This window comes from Arthrobacter mobilis (genome assembly GCF_012395835.1).
Classification (GTDB): domain Bacteria; phylum Actinomycetota; class Actinomycetes; order Actinomycetales; family Micrococcaceae; genus Crystallibacter; species Crystallibacter mobilis.
Genome location: NZ_JAAZSQ010000027.1, coordinates 1 through 15,539, shown reverse-complemented (window position 1 = coordinate 15,539; position 15,539 = coordinate 1). Strand labels below are relative to the sequence as shown.

The following is a 15,539-nucleotide window of genomic DNA, read 5'->3' as shown; positions in this document are numbered from 1 at the left end:
CCTCCTTTATGCTGTGGCCAGGGCGGGCGAGGGGCGGTCTACCGGAGTGAACTTCACCGGCATGGACGTGAAGCCCGTGACGCTGCGGTCGGCGATCCATGCCGGCTCGCCGTCGTCGACGAGTTCCAGGTCGGGAAACGTGCTGAGCACCGTCTTGAAGAACGCCGAGAGTTCCAACCGCGCCAGCGCGCGGCCCAGGCAAAGATGGATTCCCGTGCCGAGGGCGAGATGCTCGTTCGGGGTGCGGCGGATATCGAAACGGTGCGGATCTGCGAAGACCCGCTCGTCCTTGTTGGCCGAGGCCAGGAAGCCGACCACCCAGTCGCCGGCCTTGACACGCTTGCCGTGGTAGTCGAAGTCCTCGGTCGCCAAGCGCAGGCGGTTCTTTGCCGGAGTGCTCCAGCGCAGCACCTCTTCGACGGCACTCTTGGTGAGGGAGGGGTCATCGAGCAGCAGCTGGCGCTGGTCGGGATTCTTCAGGAAGAGCCAGGTGCCGACGGCGGCTGCGTTGCGCGTGGTTTCCAGGCCGCCTCCAATCATGGTGACGAACCAGATCTTCATTTCGTGGACGCTCAGCTTGTCGCCGTCGATCTCGAGATTGCCGATCACGGTGGCGAAATCATCCTTCGGGTCCTGGCGGCGCTTGAGCGCCAGCTCGGTGCAGTAGTCGAGCAGCACCTTGTGTCCGTGCAGCGAGGTCGCGACCTCGTCGCCGTCGATGATCCACCGGGGGTCTGCTGCGGCAAGCCACTGCCAGGAGGCGATGCGCAGCATGTCCCAGTCCTCGCGGGGGACTCCGAGCATCCGCAGGATGACCTTCATGGGCAGATCCGCCGCGAAGTCCTCGACGAAATCAGCCTGGCCGCGGTTTCCGACTTCTGCGATGATCTCGTCGACGATGCCGTGCACGTCCTCGCCGAGACGGGCGATCGCAGGGACGCTGAAGTGCTTGTTGATCGGCTTACGGTACAGGTCGTGGATCGGGTCGTCGTTGGTGGCGATGCTGATGTCCCAGCCCTGGGCGTGCCGTTCCTCGGGGGTTCGGCGCTTCGGGGACCGGGGAATGCGGGTGTCCCAGCGGGAGCTGAAACGCTGCGGATTCAGCAGGTAGTCCTTGACGTCCTCGTACCGAGTGATTGCCCAGTAGTTCTTGCCGTAACTGGAGTCTTCCGTCCAGTGCACGGGATCCTCGTCCCGCAGGCGCTTGAATGCCTCGTGGTATTCGCCGGTTGTATACCAATGGGGGTCGAGCATCTTGTTGTCGTACTCGGTTAAGCCGCTCATGACAGGTTCCTTTCGGTCTTGCTCGTTGAGGGATGCCGCGTCTGTCGTGTCCCTGCAATACTCGCGCCGAAAGAAAGGTGTGTCTAATGCATTATTTATGAACTAGTTATGTTCTGCATATATAAAAACCCTGCCTTGAGCAGCTCAGTCTGCGCTTGGGGGGCGATCCGGCCCGCAGCCGCACCCTGTTAGCTGCCTGCGTAGAGCAGGGTAATGCGAAGTCCGAGGATGGTGGCAAGGCGGTCTTCGGGGTGTTCCCAGGAAAGCCCGTATTTGTCCTGCAGGCGCCGGAAGCGGGCGTAGAGCGTGGTGCGATGCATGTGGAACTCGGTGGCCAGTTCGTCATTATCCTTCTCGCGCTCCAGATAGCTGCGCAGCATGCGCAGCAGGGTCCCGTCCTCGGAGGCGACGAGCAGGCGCACCCGTGGGTCGATCGAAGCCTCCGCAGCCGAGCGGTCGAGGGAGAGCAGCGTGCGCCACGATCCCATCGTGTCCCACGCCGCGACGTTCGAACCGGTGAGCCCGGACTTCGCGAGCTGCAACGCACGAAGCGCGGTGCGGTAGGACAGGTAGGCCTCGGCGAGGCCAGGGGAGGATCCACCAATTCCAATGGCGACACCGGACACGGCGCCGGAACCGCCGGCGAACCGCACGCGGCTGGCAACACCGTCGGGGTCCAGGTCCTCGGTGACCAGATAGACGTAGAGTCCGTCGATCTCACTCCACGGTGAACGTGCGCCAAAAACCCGCGACCAGAACGGCATGGAGTGGTCCCGACCTGGGGGTGCCAACACCACGGTGCGGCTAGGCCTGTCCGCAGGGGATCCGAGGCAGCCCTTGAGTTCCTCGACCGCGATCTGCCGCTCGTCGGCATTGGTGCTGAGGAGCGAGCGCACCGCCGCCTGCGACGTGGACCGGGGCATCCGCACGAGTTCGATCTGCCGCGCGACGGCCTCGAACTCGTCGGCGAACCGCTCGAGGGCTTCGTCGGTCACACGGCGGTCCGGGTCGATCAGATACAGAAGGCCGGCGATGTGTCCCTGGGTGCGCAGCGGGACTATCACCCGTTCGAGCCGTCCGGCTGCCGGGTCGGCCGGCAACCGTGTAGTCGACTGCACGTGCCGGGCAAAGTCGTTGACGGGGCGGGTCGCTTCATCGCTGTGCCGTCCAAGCACCGACTGTTGCCTTACCTTATCCGTCTTGTCCAGAGGCTGGCTTGAGTAGGCCAACATGCGGTCCTGCCTGTCGGTAAGGGTGACGGGAGTGCCGAGGGCGGCATAAAGGCGGTCGACCAGGTCTTGCATCTCGAAACTCACGCGCAGAACCTCCGGTATTGCCCACATGCCCGGCACCTCGAAAACCTGCCTTTGGGCAGGGTGCCTGCTGACCATTGTGCCTGATGGCGACGAACCGTCGCGTTCCGGACGCCGAAACCGCTACCCCTATAGCTGGCTACCGCCAGGTCCTGCTGCCTAGCCTGTGCTCACAGGCATAACCCGGTTTGGGCCGCCGTTTCGCCCCATCGTACGTACCCACGGCGGCGCGAGACCCAAAGACGGGAAGCCCGGCCGCTTAACGGAAAGGCAATCGTGAACAATCAGACCTCTGTGACCTCCATCCGTGATGGCGCCGCGGTATCCGCGGCCGGGACCACGGCAACCGCTGTCGTTTATGAGGCACCCCGCACCTTTTCACTGCGGGAACTCCCGCTTCCCGAAGTGGGTCCCGACGACGTGCTGCTGGAAGTCACCCTCTGCGGCGTCGACGGCTCCGAGCTGCACATGTTCAACGGCGAACTGGAAATGTTCAACGGGCGCGCCCCACTCATTTTCGGGGACGAGATCGTCGGGCGCATCGCCGCCATCGGCGAGGCAGCCCGGGAGGAGCGGGGTCTTGACATGGGCGACTTCGTGACCGTGGAGTCCCGCTGGCCCTGTCCCGAGGGCTGCCGCCACTGCGACCGCGGCCAGTACTTCATCTGCCTGAACAACACCGGCCACCGCGGCTATGGTTCGATCCCGCTGGCCGAGGCCCCGTCGCTCTGGGGCGGCTATGCCTCGCATGTGTACGTGCCCAGGAACGCCCTGCTCTACAGGATTCCGCCGCAGCTCTCGGAACGGGCCGCGCTTTTCGCCTGCTCGGTGCTCGCAAACGGACTGCGCTGGACCGAGGTCTCCGGGGCCGGCCCCGGCAAGACCGTTGTCGTTATCGGGCCCGGCCCCCAGGGGCTCGCCAGCGTGCTGGCAGCTGTCCGGGCCGGCTCCGCAGTTGTCTCCGTCGGCTTGGAACGTGACGCCGAACGGCTGGCTGCCGCGTCGTCGCTCGGGGCAGCGCACACGGTGGCAATCGCGCCGGGGGAGAACCCGGGCGAGACCGCGGAACGCATTCGAGCGTTGGTCGGCGAGGTGGACATCGTGATCGAGGGGGCCGGCTTCGCGCCGGCGAAGCAACTGGCGTACGAGGTGGTCTCGCCCCTCGGAACGGTGACCAATGTCGCCGTCGCATCACCGATTGAGCAGCCGGTCAACTTCCAGCAGATGCTGATGAAGGAAATCAAGATGCTCAACCCCATGTCGCACCCTCACACCGTCGGCAAATCTCTCGATCTCGCCGTCGAGCTGCTCGAGAACGGTCTCGATGTGGGCAGGCTGGTCACCCACGAGTTCGCGCTGCGTGACGCGGCAGCCGCCATCGACGTCGCCGCCAACCGCACCGAGGAGTCCCCTATCAAGGTCGTGCTCAACCCCGCGCTCTAGCTGTATCAAGCCGACCCCCTGCACCCCTTTGGGCCGGCAACCGGGTGAGGGCCGGGGCGCCAAGCCGCCTCGGTCCTCACCGTTCAGCGCGCGAAGGGCGGCATGGTGCCACGCAGCCGCGCGGTCATCTGCGAGCAGGCCGCGGCGAGATCGGCCGGCAGCGGGTCCCGCGAGAGCGCCGTCAGATTGGCGGCGAAGTGCGGGGCCCGCGACCCGCCGACAAGCACGCCGGAAACCAGCCCGTCCTGGACGAGCAGCCAGCGCAGGGCGAGTTCGGGCAGGGTGAGCCCCGCGTCGCCAGCGAGGACATCGAGCCGCTCGACGGCGTCGAACACGTCCGCATGCCAGTAGCGGTCCCGATATGCTGCAGCGGTCGAGGGATCACCGAAGCGGCCGGCTTCCGGAAGGCGGTCACGGTGGTGTCCTCCGCCGAGCAGGCCCCCGGCGAGCGGGTTGTAGACGGTGGTTTCCACGGCGGAGGCGGCGACGAAGTCCGCGAACTCGTCTTCGATGCGCCGGGCGAGCAGGTTGTAGAGCTGCTGTGCCGTGCCAGGAACCGGCACCCCGGCAGCGGCTGCAATGTGGCGGGCCTCGGCCGCCCGCCAGGCCGAGAAGTTCGAAAGTCCCAGCGCCGCCACCCGTCCCTGCTCGTGGAGCCGCCCCACCTCGGCAAGGGATTCCGCGATCGGCGTGGAGCGGTCCGGTGCATGGAAATACAGCAGATCGATGCGCTCGGCGCGCAGCCGGTGCAGGCTGCGTTCGACGCTCGCGCGGATATTGCCGGCCGAGAGCGGCGCCGTATCGGCGCCCGGTTCGGGCAGTCCGACCTTCGTGGCGATTTCGAGGCCGTCCCGTTGGCGCGGCAGGAGCTCGCCGAGCAGCTGCTCGCTGCATCCGCCCGCATAGATATTCGCCGTGTCGAAACGAGTCACGCCCGCCTCGAGGGCCATGCCGATAATCTTGAGCGCCGTCGTCCGGTCGACCGATCCGCCGAAGTTCATCGTGCCTATTACTGCTCTTGCCGCTGCAGGCATCCCGCCTCCTCCTTTTTGTCAGCCACCCTTATGTTCTGGAGATATTTTTCTGTAAATCAAAATGCATTAGACAAATATCTTGGCGTCACGATGAACTGTATCCGCAGGTGGTGCCGCCACATCATCCGTTTCGCGCGGGTAGGGATTTTCAAGAAAGGCCGTAGAGCGCATGAATTCAACGTCCGACATTCTTATTGTGGGTGCAGGTCTCGCCGGTGCCCAGGTTGCGGTCTCGCTGCGGCAAGGTGGCTATGAAGGAACCGTCGGCATCATCGGTGACGAGCCGCATGCTCCCTACGACCGGCCTCCGCTGTCGAAGGGCTATCTGCGGGGCGAAGTTGGGCGCCCGGACCTTGCGCTGAAGTCCGACGACTTCTTCGGCGATACAGGCGTCGAACTCGTCACCGGCAGGACCGTAACGGAGATCAATCCGGCAGACCGCATGGTAACGGACGACAACGGGGAACGCTTCGGCTACGGCCAGCTGGTCTGGGCCGCAGGCGGATCGCCCCGCCGCCTGAGCATTCCGGGCGCCGAGCTCGACGGCGTGCTGAGCCTGCGTTCCCTTACCGACGCCGACCGCATCCGTGAAGCCGCCGGATCCGCCCGGTCCGCCGCCATCATTGGCGGCGGCCACATTGGCCTTGAGCTTGCTGCCGCCTTCCGCCACTGGAACGTCCCCGTCACGGTCATCGAGGCCCAGGACCGGCTGCTGGCCCGAGTCACCTGCCCGATCGTCTCGGATTACTACCATTCCCTGCACCGCAACGCCGGCGTCGATGTCCGGCTCGCGGCCGGCGTGGACGAGTTGGTCGGTGAAGACGGGCGCGTGTGCGGCGCGGTGCTCTCGGATGGCAGCCTGCTGACGGCCGACCTTGTCATTGTCGGCATCGGCCTTGTGCCCAATATCCAGCCACTGGCGCGTATCGGCGCCTCCTGCAGTAACGGCGTCGACGTCGATTCGGACGGCCGCACGAGCATTGCCGGCATCTTCGCCGTCGGCGACTGCGCCAACCGTGAGCATCCTTATGCCGGCGGCAGCCGGGTGCGTCTTGAATCGGTGCCGAACGCGACCGAACAGGCCAAGATTGTTGCCAATGCGATTCTCGGCCAGCCGCAGGCCAGCCCCGCGCCGCCCTGGTTCTGGTCGCACCAGTATGACACCAAGCTGCAGACGGTCGGCCTCCTGGCCGGCCACGACGAAGCCGTGGTGCGAGGCGACATTGGCAGCGGTAAGTTCAGCGTGGTCTATCTCAGGAACGGCGTCGTCATAGCTCTCGACTGCATTAATAATGTGCGCGACTTCGCGCGTGGAAAGCTGCTCGTGCAGGAAGGCGTGCGGACGACGGCCGATGCCGTACGTGAGTCCGCCGACCTGAAGTTCATCCTCGATTCCGTCGGCGCCGCCTGACTCGCGAGGCCCGGCGCCCGACCCTGCGACTGTCGCCCGACCCCGGCTGATTAGGCGACAGCAGTCGGGACGGGGACCCGCACCGGGAATGCATTATTGACGCAGCGGTGAATCAGCGACGCAAAAACTGCAATTTGCGAACAACGATGTTTGGAGACACACCTATGGAGACCAGGGCAATAGACCCCGCGATCGTCAGGAACTTAAGCCGCAAGGTGATGTGGCGCATTATGCCCTTGGCCGGCTTCCTTGGCCTGGTCGCGTTCCTCGACCGCATCTCGCTCGCTTTCGCGGGCCCCCAGGGCATGAACGACTCGCTGGCGATGACCGCGACAATGTTCGGGTTCGCCGTCGGCATCTTCACTGTCGGCTACGTGTTGTTCGAGGTCCCGACGGCAGGGCTCGCGACCAAGGCCGGCAGCCGCAAATGGATCACCAAGATCCTGATCACCTGGGGTCTGCTGCAGTGTGTGATCGCGTTCGCGCCGAACTTCGAGACCCTGATCGTGCTGCGCTTCCTGCTCGGCGTCGCCGAGGCCGGATTCACGCCAACCATCTACTTCTACATCACCGCATGGTTTACCCGTGCCTACCGCCCCCTGGCCTTTGTCATCTACGGATCGACCATTGCGCTCTCGAGCATCTTCGGGCCCATCATCTCGGCCGGCCTCATCAGCGCCGGTAACGCTTTGCCCTTCGCCGAGGCGTTCCCTGGCTGGCGCTTCCTGCTGCTGTTCCTCGGCCTGCTCGCCGTCGCCAGCGCAATCCCCGCACATTTCGGCATCGTCGAGACGCCCAAGGAGGCCCGCTGGCTCAACGACACCGAGAAGCAGCAATACGCCGACATTCTGGCCGCCGATGCCAAGGGCGCCAACATCGAACATCAGTCGATCATGACGACCATCGGCGACTGGCGCGCCTGGGTGCTGGGCCTTGGCTTCTTCGCGATCAACTACGCCTCGTACACGATCCAGGTCTGGACACCGACCGTGGTGACCGGGTTCCAGGAACAGTTCGGCACAACTTTCAACATGTTCCAGTCGGCGCTCCTTGCCGGCATCCCGATGCTCATCGCGATGATCTACGCCTTCGGACTCTCCTGGATCGCGGGCAAGACCGGCCAGAGCGGCATCCTGATCGCCGGAAGCGCGGTCCTTGGCGGCATCGGGTGCCTGTGGACCACCGTCGCCGGTGACCCCAGCGTGCTGATCATCGCGCTGGCCATGGTTGGCATGGCCGGCATGAGCGGCAACCTGTACATGCCGCTCGTGTCACGGGTGTTCGCCGGAGCCGGTGCCTACTCCGCGATCGCGATCGTAAACTCGCTCGGTGCAGCCGCGTCGTTCTTCAGCCCAATCGTCACCGGTTACCTGATCGACACGACGGGCAACACGAACGCCGGTTTCTACTTCATTGCAGGCCTGCTTGTCATCGGTGCGGCTATTGCCGTGATGGCACAGCGGATGGCAGCGAAGACGCAGCTGACCGACGGCAAGTTCGACGAGGCCCAGAAACTGCCGGTCACCGCGGCAGCGCAGAACATCCGGACATAGCCGGGTTGTGATGACGTCCCCGGCAGCCCGCCGGGGACGTCTTGGCGTTTTCCATGCTTCGCCACAGGGATCCGGAAGGGAACGATGGCAGACAGACCCGGGACCAGGTGGATCGGTCCCCAATTCGCAGGGCTGAGCCTCGCCGGCGGCAGCGGCTACCTTTTCATGACGATCGCGCTCACCGGCATGAGCTTCACTCAGGTCGTCTGGACGCGCGCCATCCTCGGTGCCGCTGCCCTGCTATGTGCCGCGGTGTTCAGCATCCGAATCAGGCTGCCTTGCAGGGCCGCGGCCTGGGTCCACCTGACGGTACTCGCGATAACGAACCTCGTGATGCCGTACCTGCTGCTGTCCTGGGCCCAGCAGTACATCACCTCGAGCCTGGCCTCGGTCTACAACGCGACGACGCCGATCATGACGGTCATCTGGGCCGCGCTCATCTTCGGCATCGAACGCTTGCGCATCATCCAGGTCGTCGGGCTGATGCTTGGCATCGTTGGCGTCAGCGTCATCATGGCACCCTGGCAGTCAGGTGACGTCCGTGCCGACTTCTGGGGGTCGGCCGCCTGCCTGCTTGCGACGGCGAGCTTCGGCTTCAGCTTCGCATACATCCGCAAATTCGTGCAGCCAGAGGAGCTTCCCGGCGCATCTCTGTCGGTGCTGATGACGTGTATCGCGGCCGTCATCATGCTCGTGCTCACCCCCGTCGTCGCGCTGTCACCCGTGCAGCTTGACTGGGCGGTGGTGACCGCCATCATCGTTCTGGGTGTGTTCGGCTCCGGACTTGCAGTGCTGTGGAGCCTGAACGTGATCCGCGGCTGGGGTGCCTCGGTTGCCTCGTCGAGCCTCTACCTGGCGCCCGTAATCGGTATTGTGCTCGGCGTGCTGGTGCTCGGCGAGACGATCTCCTGGAACCAATTGACCGGAGCGGCGATAACGCTCCTTGCGCTGGTGTTCATCCAGCCGGCCGGCGTTATCCGGCTGAGGTTATTGACGAACCGGAAGCCGCTTTCGGAAACCGACTGAGGGGACCGGCTGGTTGTGGGTTCAGATCCCAAGAACCCACAGGTGAGCGGCTCCCGGTTCCTTGGTCTCGGGGCCGCTGACTGCGTGCCCGGGCACCATCTGGCCGCGGTTGGCTGGGGCGGAAGGGCGGAAGCCCGAAGAACAACCCGCCGCCCCCTACACCTGTCAGGAGGCCGGGCATAGCCGCCCAGCCCGCCGGACTTACCTCCCGTTGCATCCACCCACCCTTAGAATCAGCCGGACCTTCGCCGTGCTTTCTGCGGCGAGGTATACGCGAATCGAAGATTTCAGCATTCATGGGTACTCCTCAACGGCCGGGAGCAGCGAGAACGCATCACGGTGGGGCCGGCCTAGTAGTACTTCGTTAGGTTGGTGCGCGTTGCCGGCAGTACGGGCAGCGGCCGAGGAGCAGGATGACTGCAGCCTGGAGTCCGGCGCCGCGGAATGCCAGAATCCGGGCTCTCATTGAGCCGGATCTGGCACGTCTGTCGGCGGGCAGTTTTCGGGGGACGGGCCCTGAATCCTGGCATGCGTAAAGAGGCATCAGCAGAGACCGCGTTCGCGTTAGGGAAGCATCTTTGAGAGTGCGGCCCCCGAGCATTTCCAAGGGGTCAGGGGCCGCACCTTCCCGCATACGGATGGTGGGGAACCGTAATGAGGGGGATATTCTACGTAGTCGCCGGCATTGCTACGCAGAATGAGTTCATGCACTTGCCGGTAGCCGATGACGAACTTGCCCACAAGGCACCGGCAACCAACCTTGTGTGAAGTGATTGAATTAGCACATCTGTAAAATAGGACACGGTGTGACCAAGCTCCCCGGGTGTCACCGCTGCCGTGAGTTTCTGAAGAGCAGGTAATTCGCCCGAAACCATAAATTCTGGATCGGGCCCTCCGCGGGTCTTGCAAAGCCAGTTACCAGACCGCCGTGATAGTGCAGACCGTACGGACGCTCTTCGCCGGGCCGGATTTACTGGGTTTCCCGTTCCCGGAGCTGCGCGGGGCTGATCCACATTTCATACCCTTGCGCCTTCTCGATCAGGACCCGGTCCAGGGGGCCGTCCTGAGAGAGCCAGATGATCGAACCATCGGGCGTCGCCGCGTCGACCAGGCCGGTGCGGACGCGGTTGCCGTTGAGCCGGACCTCAACCGTTGCCCCGACCAGTCTGTCCCATTCATCAAACGGGTAGCCTCTCATCGGGGCCGGGAAGAAGGCGTCCGGGCAGGCCTGTGCTTGTGAGTGACCAGCTTCATGAAGCATGTGATATCCCTTGGTTTTCTGCAAGGACGCAGACTGGAGGCGGACCTGAGTTCCGGGACGAGTTATTTTCCGGTGGCGCAGGTCTGCCTGCGGGGCTTGGCGGTTTCCGAATCATTCCCTCCGGCCCCGCACGGCTGGTGTGGAATGCTCCGGCCGACCGTATTGCGTGCGTTGGCGGAGGACGTCGGCAATGCCGGCCGCCGACAGGGCCGCCGGGGCAGCGGCGGCGCCGTTCGGCCACCGGCACGCTGTCCGCGGACCGGAACAATCCGTCGGCCGGGCGGGGATCCCTAGTTATCGTGGCTGCAGGGCAACCTTCACCGGCCGTACGTCGAGCTTGTAGGCTGCCGCCTCAATGGCCTTGTCTGCTTCCTCCAAGCCGTAGACGTGGGTGATCCATTCGCCGATGTCAATGCCGTCGGCGAGCAGTTCCTGCGCGAGTTCGAAGGCCCGGTCGACAGCACCAGGGTGGGACAGCGGATTGACCAACGTGACTTCACGCTGGATGAGCGACGGCCAGTCCACGGGCTGCTCAGCCGGTGTGGTCACGGAGACATTTACAACCGTTCCCAGCGGCCGGACCAGCTCCAGCGCCAGTTTCTTGGCGGTGCCGGCTCCGGCCGTTTCAACCACCACGTCAACATCCCCTGCAGCCTCCTGAATGCGGCGAATGGTCACGTCCACGGTCTCGCCGCGTTCCATGGCAACGGTGTGGAAGACACCGAATCCCTTGGCTACCTCCAGCCGTTCGCAGTCGGCCTCAAGCCCGATCAAGGTTACTTTGGCCCCCAGCCTGACGGCGGCGAGGGCGCAGGCTAGGCCCTGGGTGCCGGGGCCGATCACGGCAACATGATCACCGGGCTTGGTGCCGCCCTTCTCCACCCAGCGGATGCCGTTAGCCAGAGGGGAGCAGGCGATGAGTGCCGTACGTTCGGAAAGTCCTTCCGGCACCTTGTAGGCAAGGGCGTACTCGGGGACGAAGACGTGTGTGGCGTATCCTCCCCAGAGCCCCGGCGCATGGGACATCGGAAGCGTCCCGTAGCCGGTGAAGACGTTTCGCTTTTCGCACAGGTAGTACTGTCCGGTGTCGCAGGTACGGCAGCCTTCACAGGGCCAGCGGGATTCGACGGTGACCAGGTCGCCTACATCCAACCCGCGGCAGGCCTTTGCGTCCGCACCGATGGACGAAACCCTGCCGATGATCTCATCACCGAACACCACCGGTGCCTGCTCGTTGACCCAGGCCATTTCGCCTTTGTACATGTGCAGTTCCGAGCCGTCAACGCCGCAGAGGACCACCTCCACGAGCATCTCCGCAGGTCCGACATCCGGAAGGGGTATCCGCCGGATCGTGAAGTTCTCGGGGCCTTCGTATACGGCGGCACGTGCGTGTGATTCCATTGCTGTCCTAACTTGTCGTTGTCCTGAGTGATCGTTCAGAGGTGGCAGGCCGCTGGGGTTGCCGCGCGGGCCCGTTACGGTGCCCGGGATGGATGTTTCCAAAGACGCAGGAGTCTTCGAAGCTCGGTTCGGAGCGGGGCAACTGTCCCTGAGCCAGGAGACGGCGGCTGTGGCTTCCCGGAGGGCAGCACCAGGACGATGCGCGGGGCCGCGGCTCCCCGGGCTGCCGTCCGGGCAATGCCCGGCACGATCTAGCGACCGCGGATCTGGGTCCAGGGATCCCTGATCGGCGCGTCGAGCAGACTGCCGTGCCCCAGGAACCGGACGTGTCCGGAATACCTAGCCATGGAATCCCCGCCGCTGGCCTGCTCGGCGTCTCGGTGAGGGGAAACTCGTACAGTTCTGGGTAGACGCCGGCCACTTCAGTCAGTTCCTGCCTCAGTGAGGCTGTCCCGGATCTCCCGCAGCAGTCCTGCCAGGACGGTCATGAAGCCGCCGCCTGGGGCGTCCGGATTGCGTCGGTGAGCAGGAGACGCGGATCTGCTGCCAGTTCGGGGTCCACGACGGCACGGGCGGCCACGAGCGCCTTGCCCTGAACGAAGTCCTTGGTGTTGTTGATGGCGTCTACGCCGATCACGGCACCGTTGTGGAGGTAGAGGACGCTGAACTTTCCTGTGGAAGGGTCGCCGCGCAGGATAGTCTGGCCGTAGCCCGTGATCAGGCCGGCGGTCTGCAGCTTCATGTTGTACTGGCTGGACCAGAACCACGGCACGGCAGGAGCTGGGGGTGCGGTTCCGGTGATGTCCGCGGCGGCGATCCGCGCGTGTTCGGCCGAGTTCGGTACGGATTCGAGACGGACCCGGGCACCGGTGGCGGAGAACTCCGACGCAAAGTTGGCAACGTCCCCAACCGCGTAGACGTCGGACAGCGTAGTGCGGCACCTGCTGTCGATGTCGACGCCGTTGCTGCACGCGGCTCCGGCCTCGGCCAGGATGCCGGAATTGGGTATCAGGCCGATGCCTACGAGCACCAGGTCGGCGGCAAGCTCTTCCCCCCCGCTCAGCCGTACTGCAGCCGCACGGCCCAGCTTGCCGGTAATCGCCTCTACGCCGACGCCGAGGCGGACGTCAACGCCGGCCTTCCGGTGCATTTGCAGGAAGAAGTCGGATACGTCCGGGCCCGTGACCCTGGCCAGCAGACGGTCCTGCGCTTCCAGAACGGCCACCGGCAGCCCGGCCTTGCGGAAGGCCGCGGCGGCCTCCAGCCCGATGTAGCCCCCGCCGATGATCACGGCGCTGCGGGCGGAACCCGTGGCCTCCTTGACCGCCCGGGCGTCGTCCAAGGTCCTGAATGTGAACACCCCCTGCAGGTCGGCGCCTGGCAGGTTCAGCTTGCGGGGCTCCCCGCCGGTGGCCCACACGAGCTTGCCGTAGGAAACCTCCTGCCCGTCATTCAGGACGGCCAAGTGCTCCCCGGCGCGGACCCGGATGACCCTGCGCTCGGTAACCACGTCCACCTCCGCCCGGGACCAAAACGCTTCGGGGCGCAGCAGCAGCTCCGCCTCGGTGCGGATCCCCGATAGGTAGTCCTTCGAGAGTGGGGGCCGCTCGTAGGGCGGGTGTCTTTCCGCGGTGACAATTCCGATCGATCCCCCGTATCCTGCGTCCCTGAGGGCCAGGGCCGTCTGGGCGCCGCTATTGCCGCCGCCCACGATGAGGGAATCAAAATTTCTGCTCATATCTTCGTCTTCCTTCCCTGATTCCGCGTTCAGCGGGTCAGGCCACATTGGCGGACGTGCCGTCCAAGAGCCTGTGTGCATTTGATCTGACAGGTCAGGTGGCTGTCCTCGGTGGCGTCGTCAGCCATTTCGAGCAGCCCTCGCCCATCCTTGGAGGCCGCGGACGGATTCCTTCCCCGGCGGCTTGACGTGATGGGCATCTGTCGTGGGAGATTGCGCCGCCGCATCCGCTGATGCTGTCGCGTCGTCATGGCGCACAATCCGGAAGGTCTCGTGATGATCGTCGCTGGTGTACCGGGCGGGAATGAGCAGGTCGTTGCCGATAGTCGTCCAGCCAGTCACCGGGGGTCCTTTCGTCGCCGGGGCCTGCGACCAAGCAGGCATGTGCCGTGTTGACATCCAGTCAAGTGGTATGCATCACTTGATGTCTAATGAATGTTTCTACGGCTATTTATAGCTTTGACTAATAAGCCGCATCGACCGGGAAGCCTCTCATGCTGGACATGCACAAACTGCTCCATTTCCGCACGCTCGCACGGACCGGGAACTTCAATCGTGCGTCCGCCGAACTGAACCTCTCACAGCCTTCGCTGACGCGCAGCATCCAGGCACTGGAGAAGCAGTACGGCCTCCGGCTGCTGGAGCGGCAGCGGGGCAGAATGGGGATTCAGCTGACCCAGGGCGGCCACGAGCTGCTGCGCTACGCCGATGAACTCCTGAACCTCGGCGAGGAGATGGAGCGGTCGCTGACCGGCAGCGGGGACGGCGGGCACCATTCCCTGGCATTCGGCATCGGTCCGATGCTGGCCGGGGCCACCCTCCAGGAACTCTTCCTCGGCCTTTACCGGGACTACCCCGGGCTGGAAGCAACGGTCGTCGTCGATTCGACTGCCGTCATGTATCCCAAGCTTCTGGCCGGGGACATCGAGTTCTACTTGGGCCAGTCATTCGGACAGAAGCCATCCACTCGCGTCCGCCGGCTGCCGTTCGCCTCGACCCCGGCCAGATTCCAGGTCCGGCCCGAGCATCCTCTGGCCGCGCAGGAGAGCGTGGCCCTGGCCGATCTTGCCGGATACCCGCGACTGTCCGGCACCGCTTGGAACGACACCTTGGCCGGCCTGCCGGCGCACGAGGCGGCCCTGCTCAGGGCCACCGTCCAAGTGGATAATTTCCACCTTCTGGCCGGGATTGCCGCGTCCACGGACTCTATCTTCATTACGGCATGGCAGAACCCCGAATCAACCCTAATCAGTCTGCCGGTCGAGTTTACCCAGGACCCGAGCCTGTATCAGATCAATCTGTATTTCCTGCAGGGAATGCGGCTGTCCAAACCGGCCGCGACGGCCATCGAGCGCCTGCGTGCCATGGTTAAGCGCATCGGCGCCCCCCAGGTGCCGCGCTAATCGGTCAGGGTCCGTGTACCGAACAGATCGCGGTGCTCGCAGCAGGTAAAACTCGACGCCGCCTACTGGCATGGGCGGATGTTCGCGAGCCGGGAGTAGGGCTTCGACAGTCAGGTTCGCCAAGATGATCGAGCCGGGACCGACTATTGGCCGTTCAAACCGAGCTGCACGAAGGCCAGTACGGCCATCGCACGGAACAGGATGCGGCCGTGGCGATCCAGCGGGGCCTGCGGTTGCGGGCTCACGGAGCATGCCTCCGGTGCTGTGAAGAATAGGGCGACGTAGCCGATGATCATCCACCGGGTGTGGCGGAAGTCGACCTTGAAGATGTAGTCCAGCGGCACTTCGACCAGCAGCCAGGCAAGCATGAGGCTGATCTGGAGCACTGGCAGTTGCCGGATCGGTGAGCAGGCGCGCAACTGAGGCCGGGATGGAGATAGCCGGTTCCATCCCGAAGCCGTGGAAACGCGCATTAAATGCAAGGTACCTGCGACTGATTGGGAACAGCGGTCGGATGCAGCTCGGTCCACATCGAGCGATGAAGCTGCAGGATTGGATCCTGACCTGCGAAGACGGCGAAGTCGTTGTCAGACGGGAGTTCTCGCATCCAATGAAACTCAGTCCCTTATACCGCCTGTGAGGATTGGGGTGGCTGGTCTGGGATTGGCTGGC

Annotated in this window: 12 protein-coding genes; 5 read left to right on the top strand and 7 right to left on the bottom strand. The window is 64.5% G+C overall.

Annotated elements, in window-relative coordinates:
- Positions 1–6: 6 nt before the first annotated feature.
- Together HGG74_RS18910 and HGG74_RS22200 are read right to left on the bottom strand one after the other, a co-directional pair.
- Complete coding sequence (locus tag HGG74_RS18910) at positions 7–1,284, bottom strand: cytochrome P450 (RefSeq protein WP_168488931.1); 1,278 nt, start codon at positions 1,282–1,284, stop codon at positions 7–9.
- Positions 1,285–1,472: 188 nt separating this feature from the next.
- The gene (locus HGG74_RS22200; RefSeq protein WP_168488929.1) at positions 1,473–2,600 is read right to left on the bottom strand and encodes a PucR family transcriptional regulator; all 1,128 of its coding nucleotides are present in this window, start codon (positions 2,598–2,600) and stop codon (positions 1,473–1,475) included.
- A 273-nt stretch (positions 2,601–2,873) separates the two neighbouring features.
- Between HGG74_RS22200 and HGG74_RS18900 the strand changes: the two genes are divergently transcribed.
- The gene (locus tag HGG74_RS18900) at positions 2,874–4,040 is read left to right on the top strand and encodes a zinc-dependent alcohol dehydrogenase (RefSeq protein WP_168488927.1); all 1,167 of its coding nucleotides are present in this window, start codon (positions 2,874–2,876) and stop codon (positions 4,038–4,040) included.
- An 83-nt stretch (positions 4,041–4,123) separates the two neighbouring features.
- Here the strand turns inward: HGG74_RS18900 and HGG74_RS18895 are convergent, their stop codons facing one another.
- The gene (locus HGG74_RS18895; protein ID WP_168488926.1) at positions 4,124–5,074 is read right to left on the bottom strand and encodes an aldo/keto reductase; all 951 of its coding nucleotides are present in this window, start codon (positions 5,072–5,074) and stop codon (positions 4,124–4,126) included.
- Between the two features lie 169 nt (positions 5,075–5,243).
- Here HGG74_RS18895 and HGG74_RS18890 point away from each other — a divergent pair, with 169 nt between their 5' ends.
- The 3 genes from HGG74_RS18890 to HGG74_RS18880 all read left to right on the top strand — a co-directional run bounded on the left by HGG74_RS18890 (position 5,244) and on the right by HGG74_RS18880 (position 9,064).
- Complete coding sequence (locus HGG74_RS18890; RefSeq protein WP_168488924.1) at positions 5,244–6,485, top strand: NAD(P)/FAD-dependent oxidoreductase; 1,242 nt, start codon at positions 5,244–5,246, stop codon at positions 6,483–6,485.
- Between the two features lie 164 nt (positions 6,486–6,649).
- Positions 6,650–8,038, top strand: coding sequence for an MFS transporter (locus HGG74_RS18885; protein WP_168488922.1), 1,389 nt, complete (start codon positions 6,650–6,652; stop codon positions 8,036–8,038).
- A gap of 84 nt (positions 8,039–8,122) precedes the next feature.
- The gene (locus HGG74_RS18880) at positions 8,123–9,064 is read left to right on the top strand and encodes a DMT family transporter (protein ID WP_281356183.1); all 942 of its coding nucleotides are present in this window, start codon (positions 8,123–8,125) and stop codon (positions 9,062–9,064) included.
- Positions 9,065–10,034: 970 nt separating this feature from the next.
- Here the strand turns inward: HGG74_RS18880 and HGG74_RS18875 are convergent.
- The 3 genes from HGG74_RS18875 to HGG74_RS18865 all read right to left on the bottom strand — a co-directional run bounded on the left by HGG74_RS18875 (position 10,035) and on the right by HGG74_RS18865 (position 13,464).
- Positions 10,035–10,349: a hypothetical protein gene (locus HGG74_RS18875; RefSeq protein WP_168488918.1), complete on the bottom strand. Its 315-nt coding sequence runs from the start codon at positions 10,347–10,349 to the stop codon at positions 10,035–10,037.
- A gap of 270 nt (positions 10,350–10,619) precedes the next feature.
- Positions 10,620–11,636 (bottom strand): zinc-dependent alcohol dehydrogenase, encoded by a 1,017-nt coding sequence (locus HGG74_RS18870; protein ID WP_281356184.1) that lies wholly within the window; start codon positions 11,634–11,636, stop codon positions 10,620–10,622.
- A gap of 574 nt (positions 11,637–12,210) precedes the next feature.
- On the bottom strand, positions 12,211–13,464 hold the full coding sequence (locus HGG74_RS18865; RefSeq protein ID WP_168488915.1) for an NAD(P)/FAD-dependent oxidoreductase: 1,254 nt from the start codon (positions 13,462–13,464) through the stop codon (positions 12,211–12,213).
- A 503-nt stretch (positions 13,465–13,967) separates the two neighbouring features.
- Between HGG74_RS18865 and HGG74_RS18860 the strand changes: the two genes are divergently transcribed.
- Complete coding sequence (locus tag HGG74_RS18860) at positions 13,968–14,867, top strand: LysR family transcriptional regulator (RefSeq protein WP_168488913.1); 900 nt, start codon at positions 13,968–13,970, stop codon at positions 14,865–14,867.
- Between the two features lie 143 nt (positions 14,868–15,010).
- Here the strand turns inward: HGG74_RS18860 and HGG74_RS18855 are convergent, their stop codons facing one another.
- Positions 15,011–15,340, bottom strand: coding sequence for a hypothetical protein (locus HGG74_RS18855; RefSeq protein ID WP_205762189.1), 330 nt, complete (start codon positions 15,338–15,340; stop codon positions 15,011–15,013).
- Between the last annotated feature and the right edge of the window lie 199 nt (positions 15,341–15,539).

What these genes read in the sequence shown, in the direction of transcription:
- HGG74_RS18910 (WP_168488931.1), bottom strand. Translation starts at nt 1,284, where the DNA reads ATGAGCGGCTTAACCGAGTACGACAACAAGATGCTCGACCCCCATTGG.
- HGG74_RS18895 (WP_168488926.1), bottom strand. Translation starts at nt 5,074, where the DNA reads ATGCCTGCAGCGGCAAGAGCAGTAATAGGCACGATGAACTTCGGCGGA.
- HGG74_RS18890 (WP_168488924.1), top strand. Translation starts at nt 5,244, where the DNA reads ATGAATTCAACGTCCGACATTCTTATTGTGGGTGCAGGTCTCGCCGGT.
- HGG74_RS18885 (WP_168488922.1), top strand. Translation starts at nt 6,650, where the DNA reads ATGGAGACCAGGGCAATAGACCCCGCGATCGTCAGGAACTTAAGCCGC.
- HGG74_RS18880 (WP_281356183.1), top strand. Translation starts at nt 8,123, where the DNA reads ATGGCAGACAGACCCGGGACCAGGTGGATCGGTCCCCAATTCGCAGGG.
- HGG74_RS18870 (WP_281356184.1), bottom strand. Translation starts at nt 11,636, where the DNA reads ATGCTCGTGGAGGTGGTCCTCTGCGGCGTTGACGGCTCGGAACTGCAC.
- HGG74_RS18865 (WP_168488915.1), bottom strand. Translation starts at nt 13,464, where the DNA reads ATGAGCAGAAATTTTGATTCCCTCATCGTGGGCGGCGGCAATAGCGGC.
- HGG74_RS18860 (WP_168488913.1), top strand. Translation starts at nt 13,968, where the DNA reads ATGCACAAACTGCTCCATTTCCGCACGCTCGCACGGACCGGGAACTTC.
- HGG74_RS18855 (WP_205762189.1), bottom strand. Translation starts at nt 15,340, where the DNA reads ATGCGCGTTTCCACGGCTTCGGGATGGAACCGGCTATCTCCATCCCGG.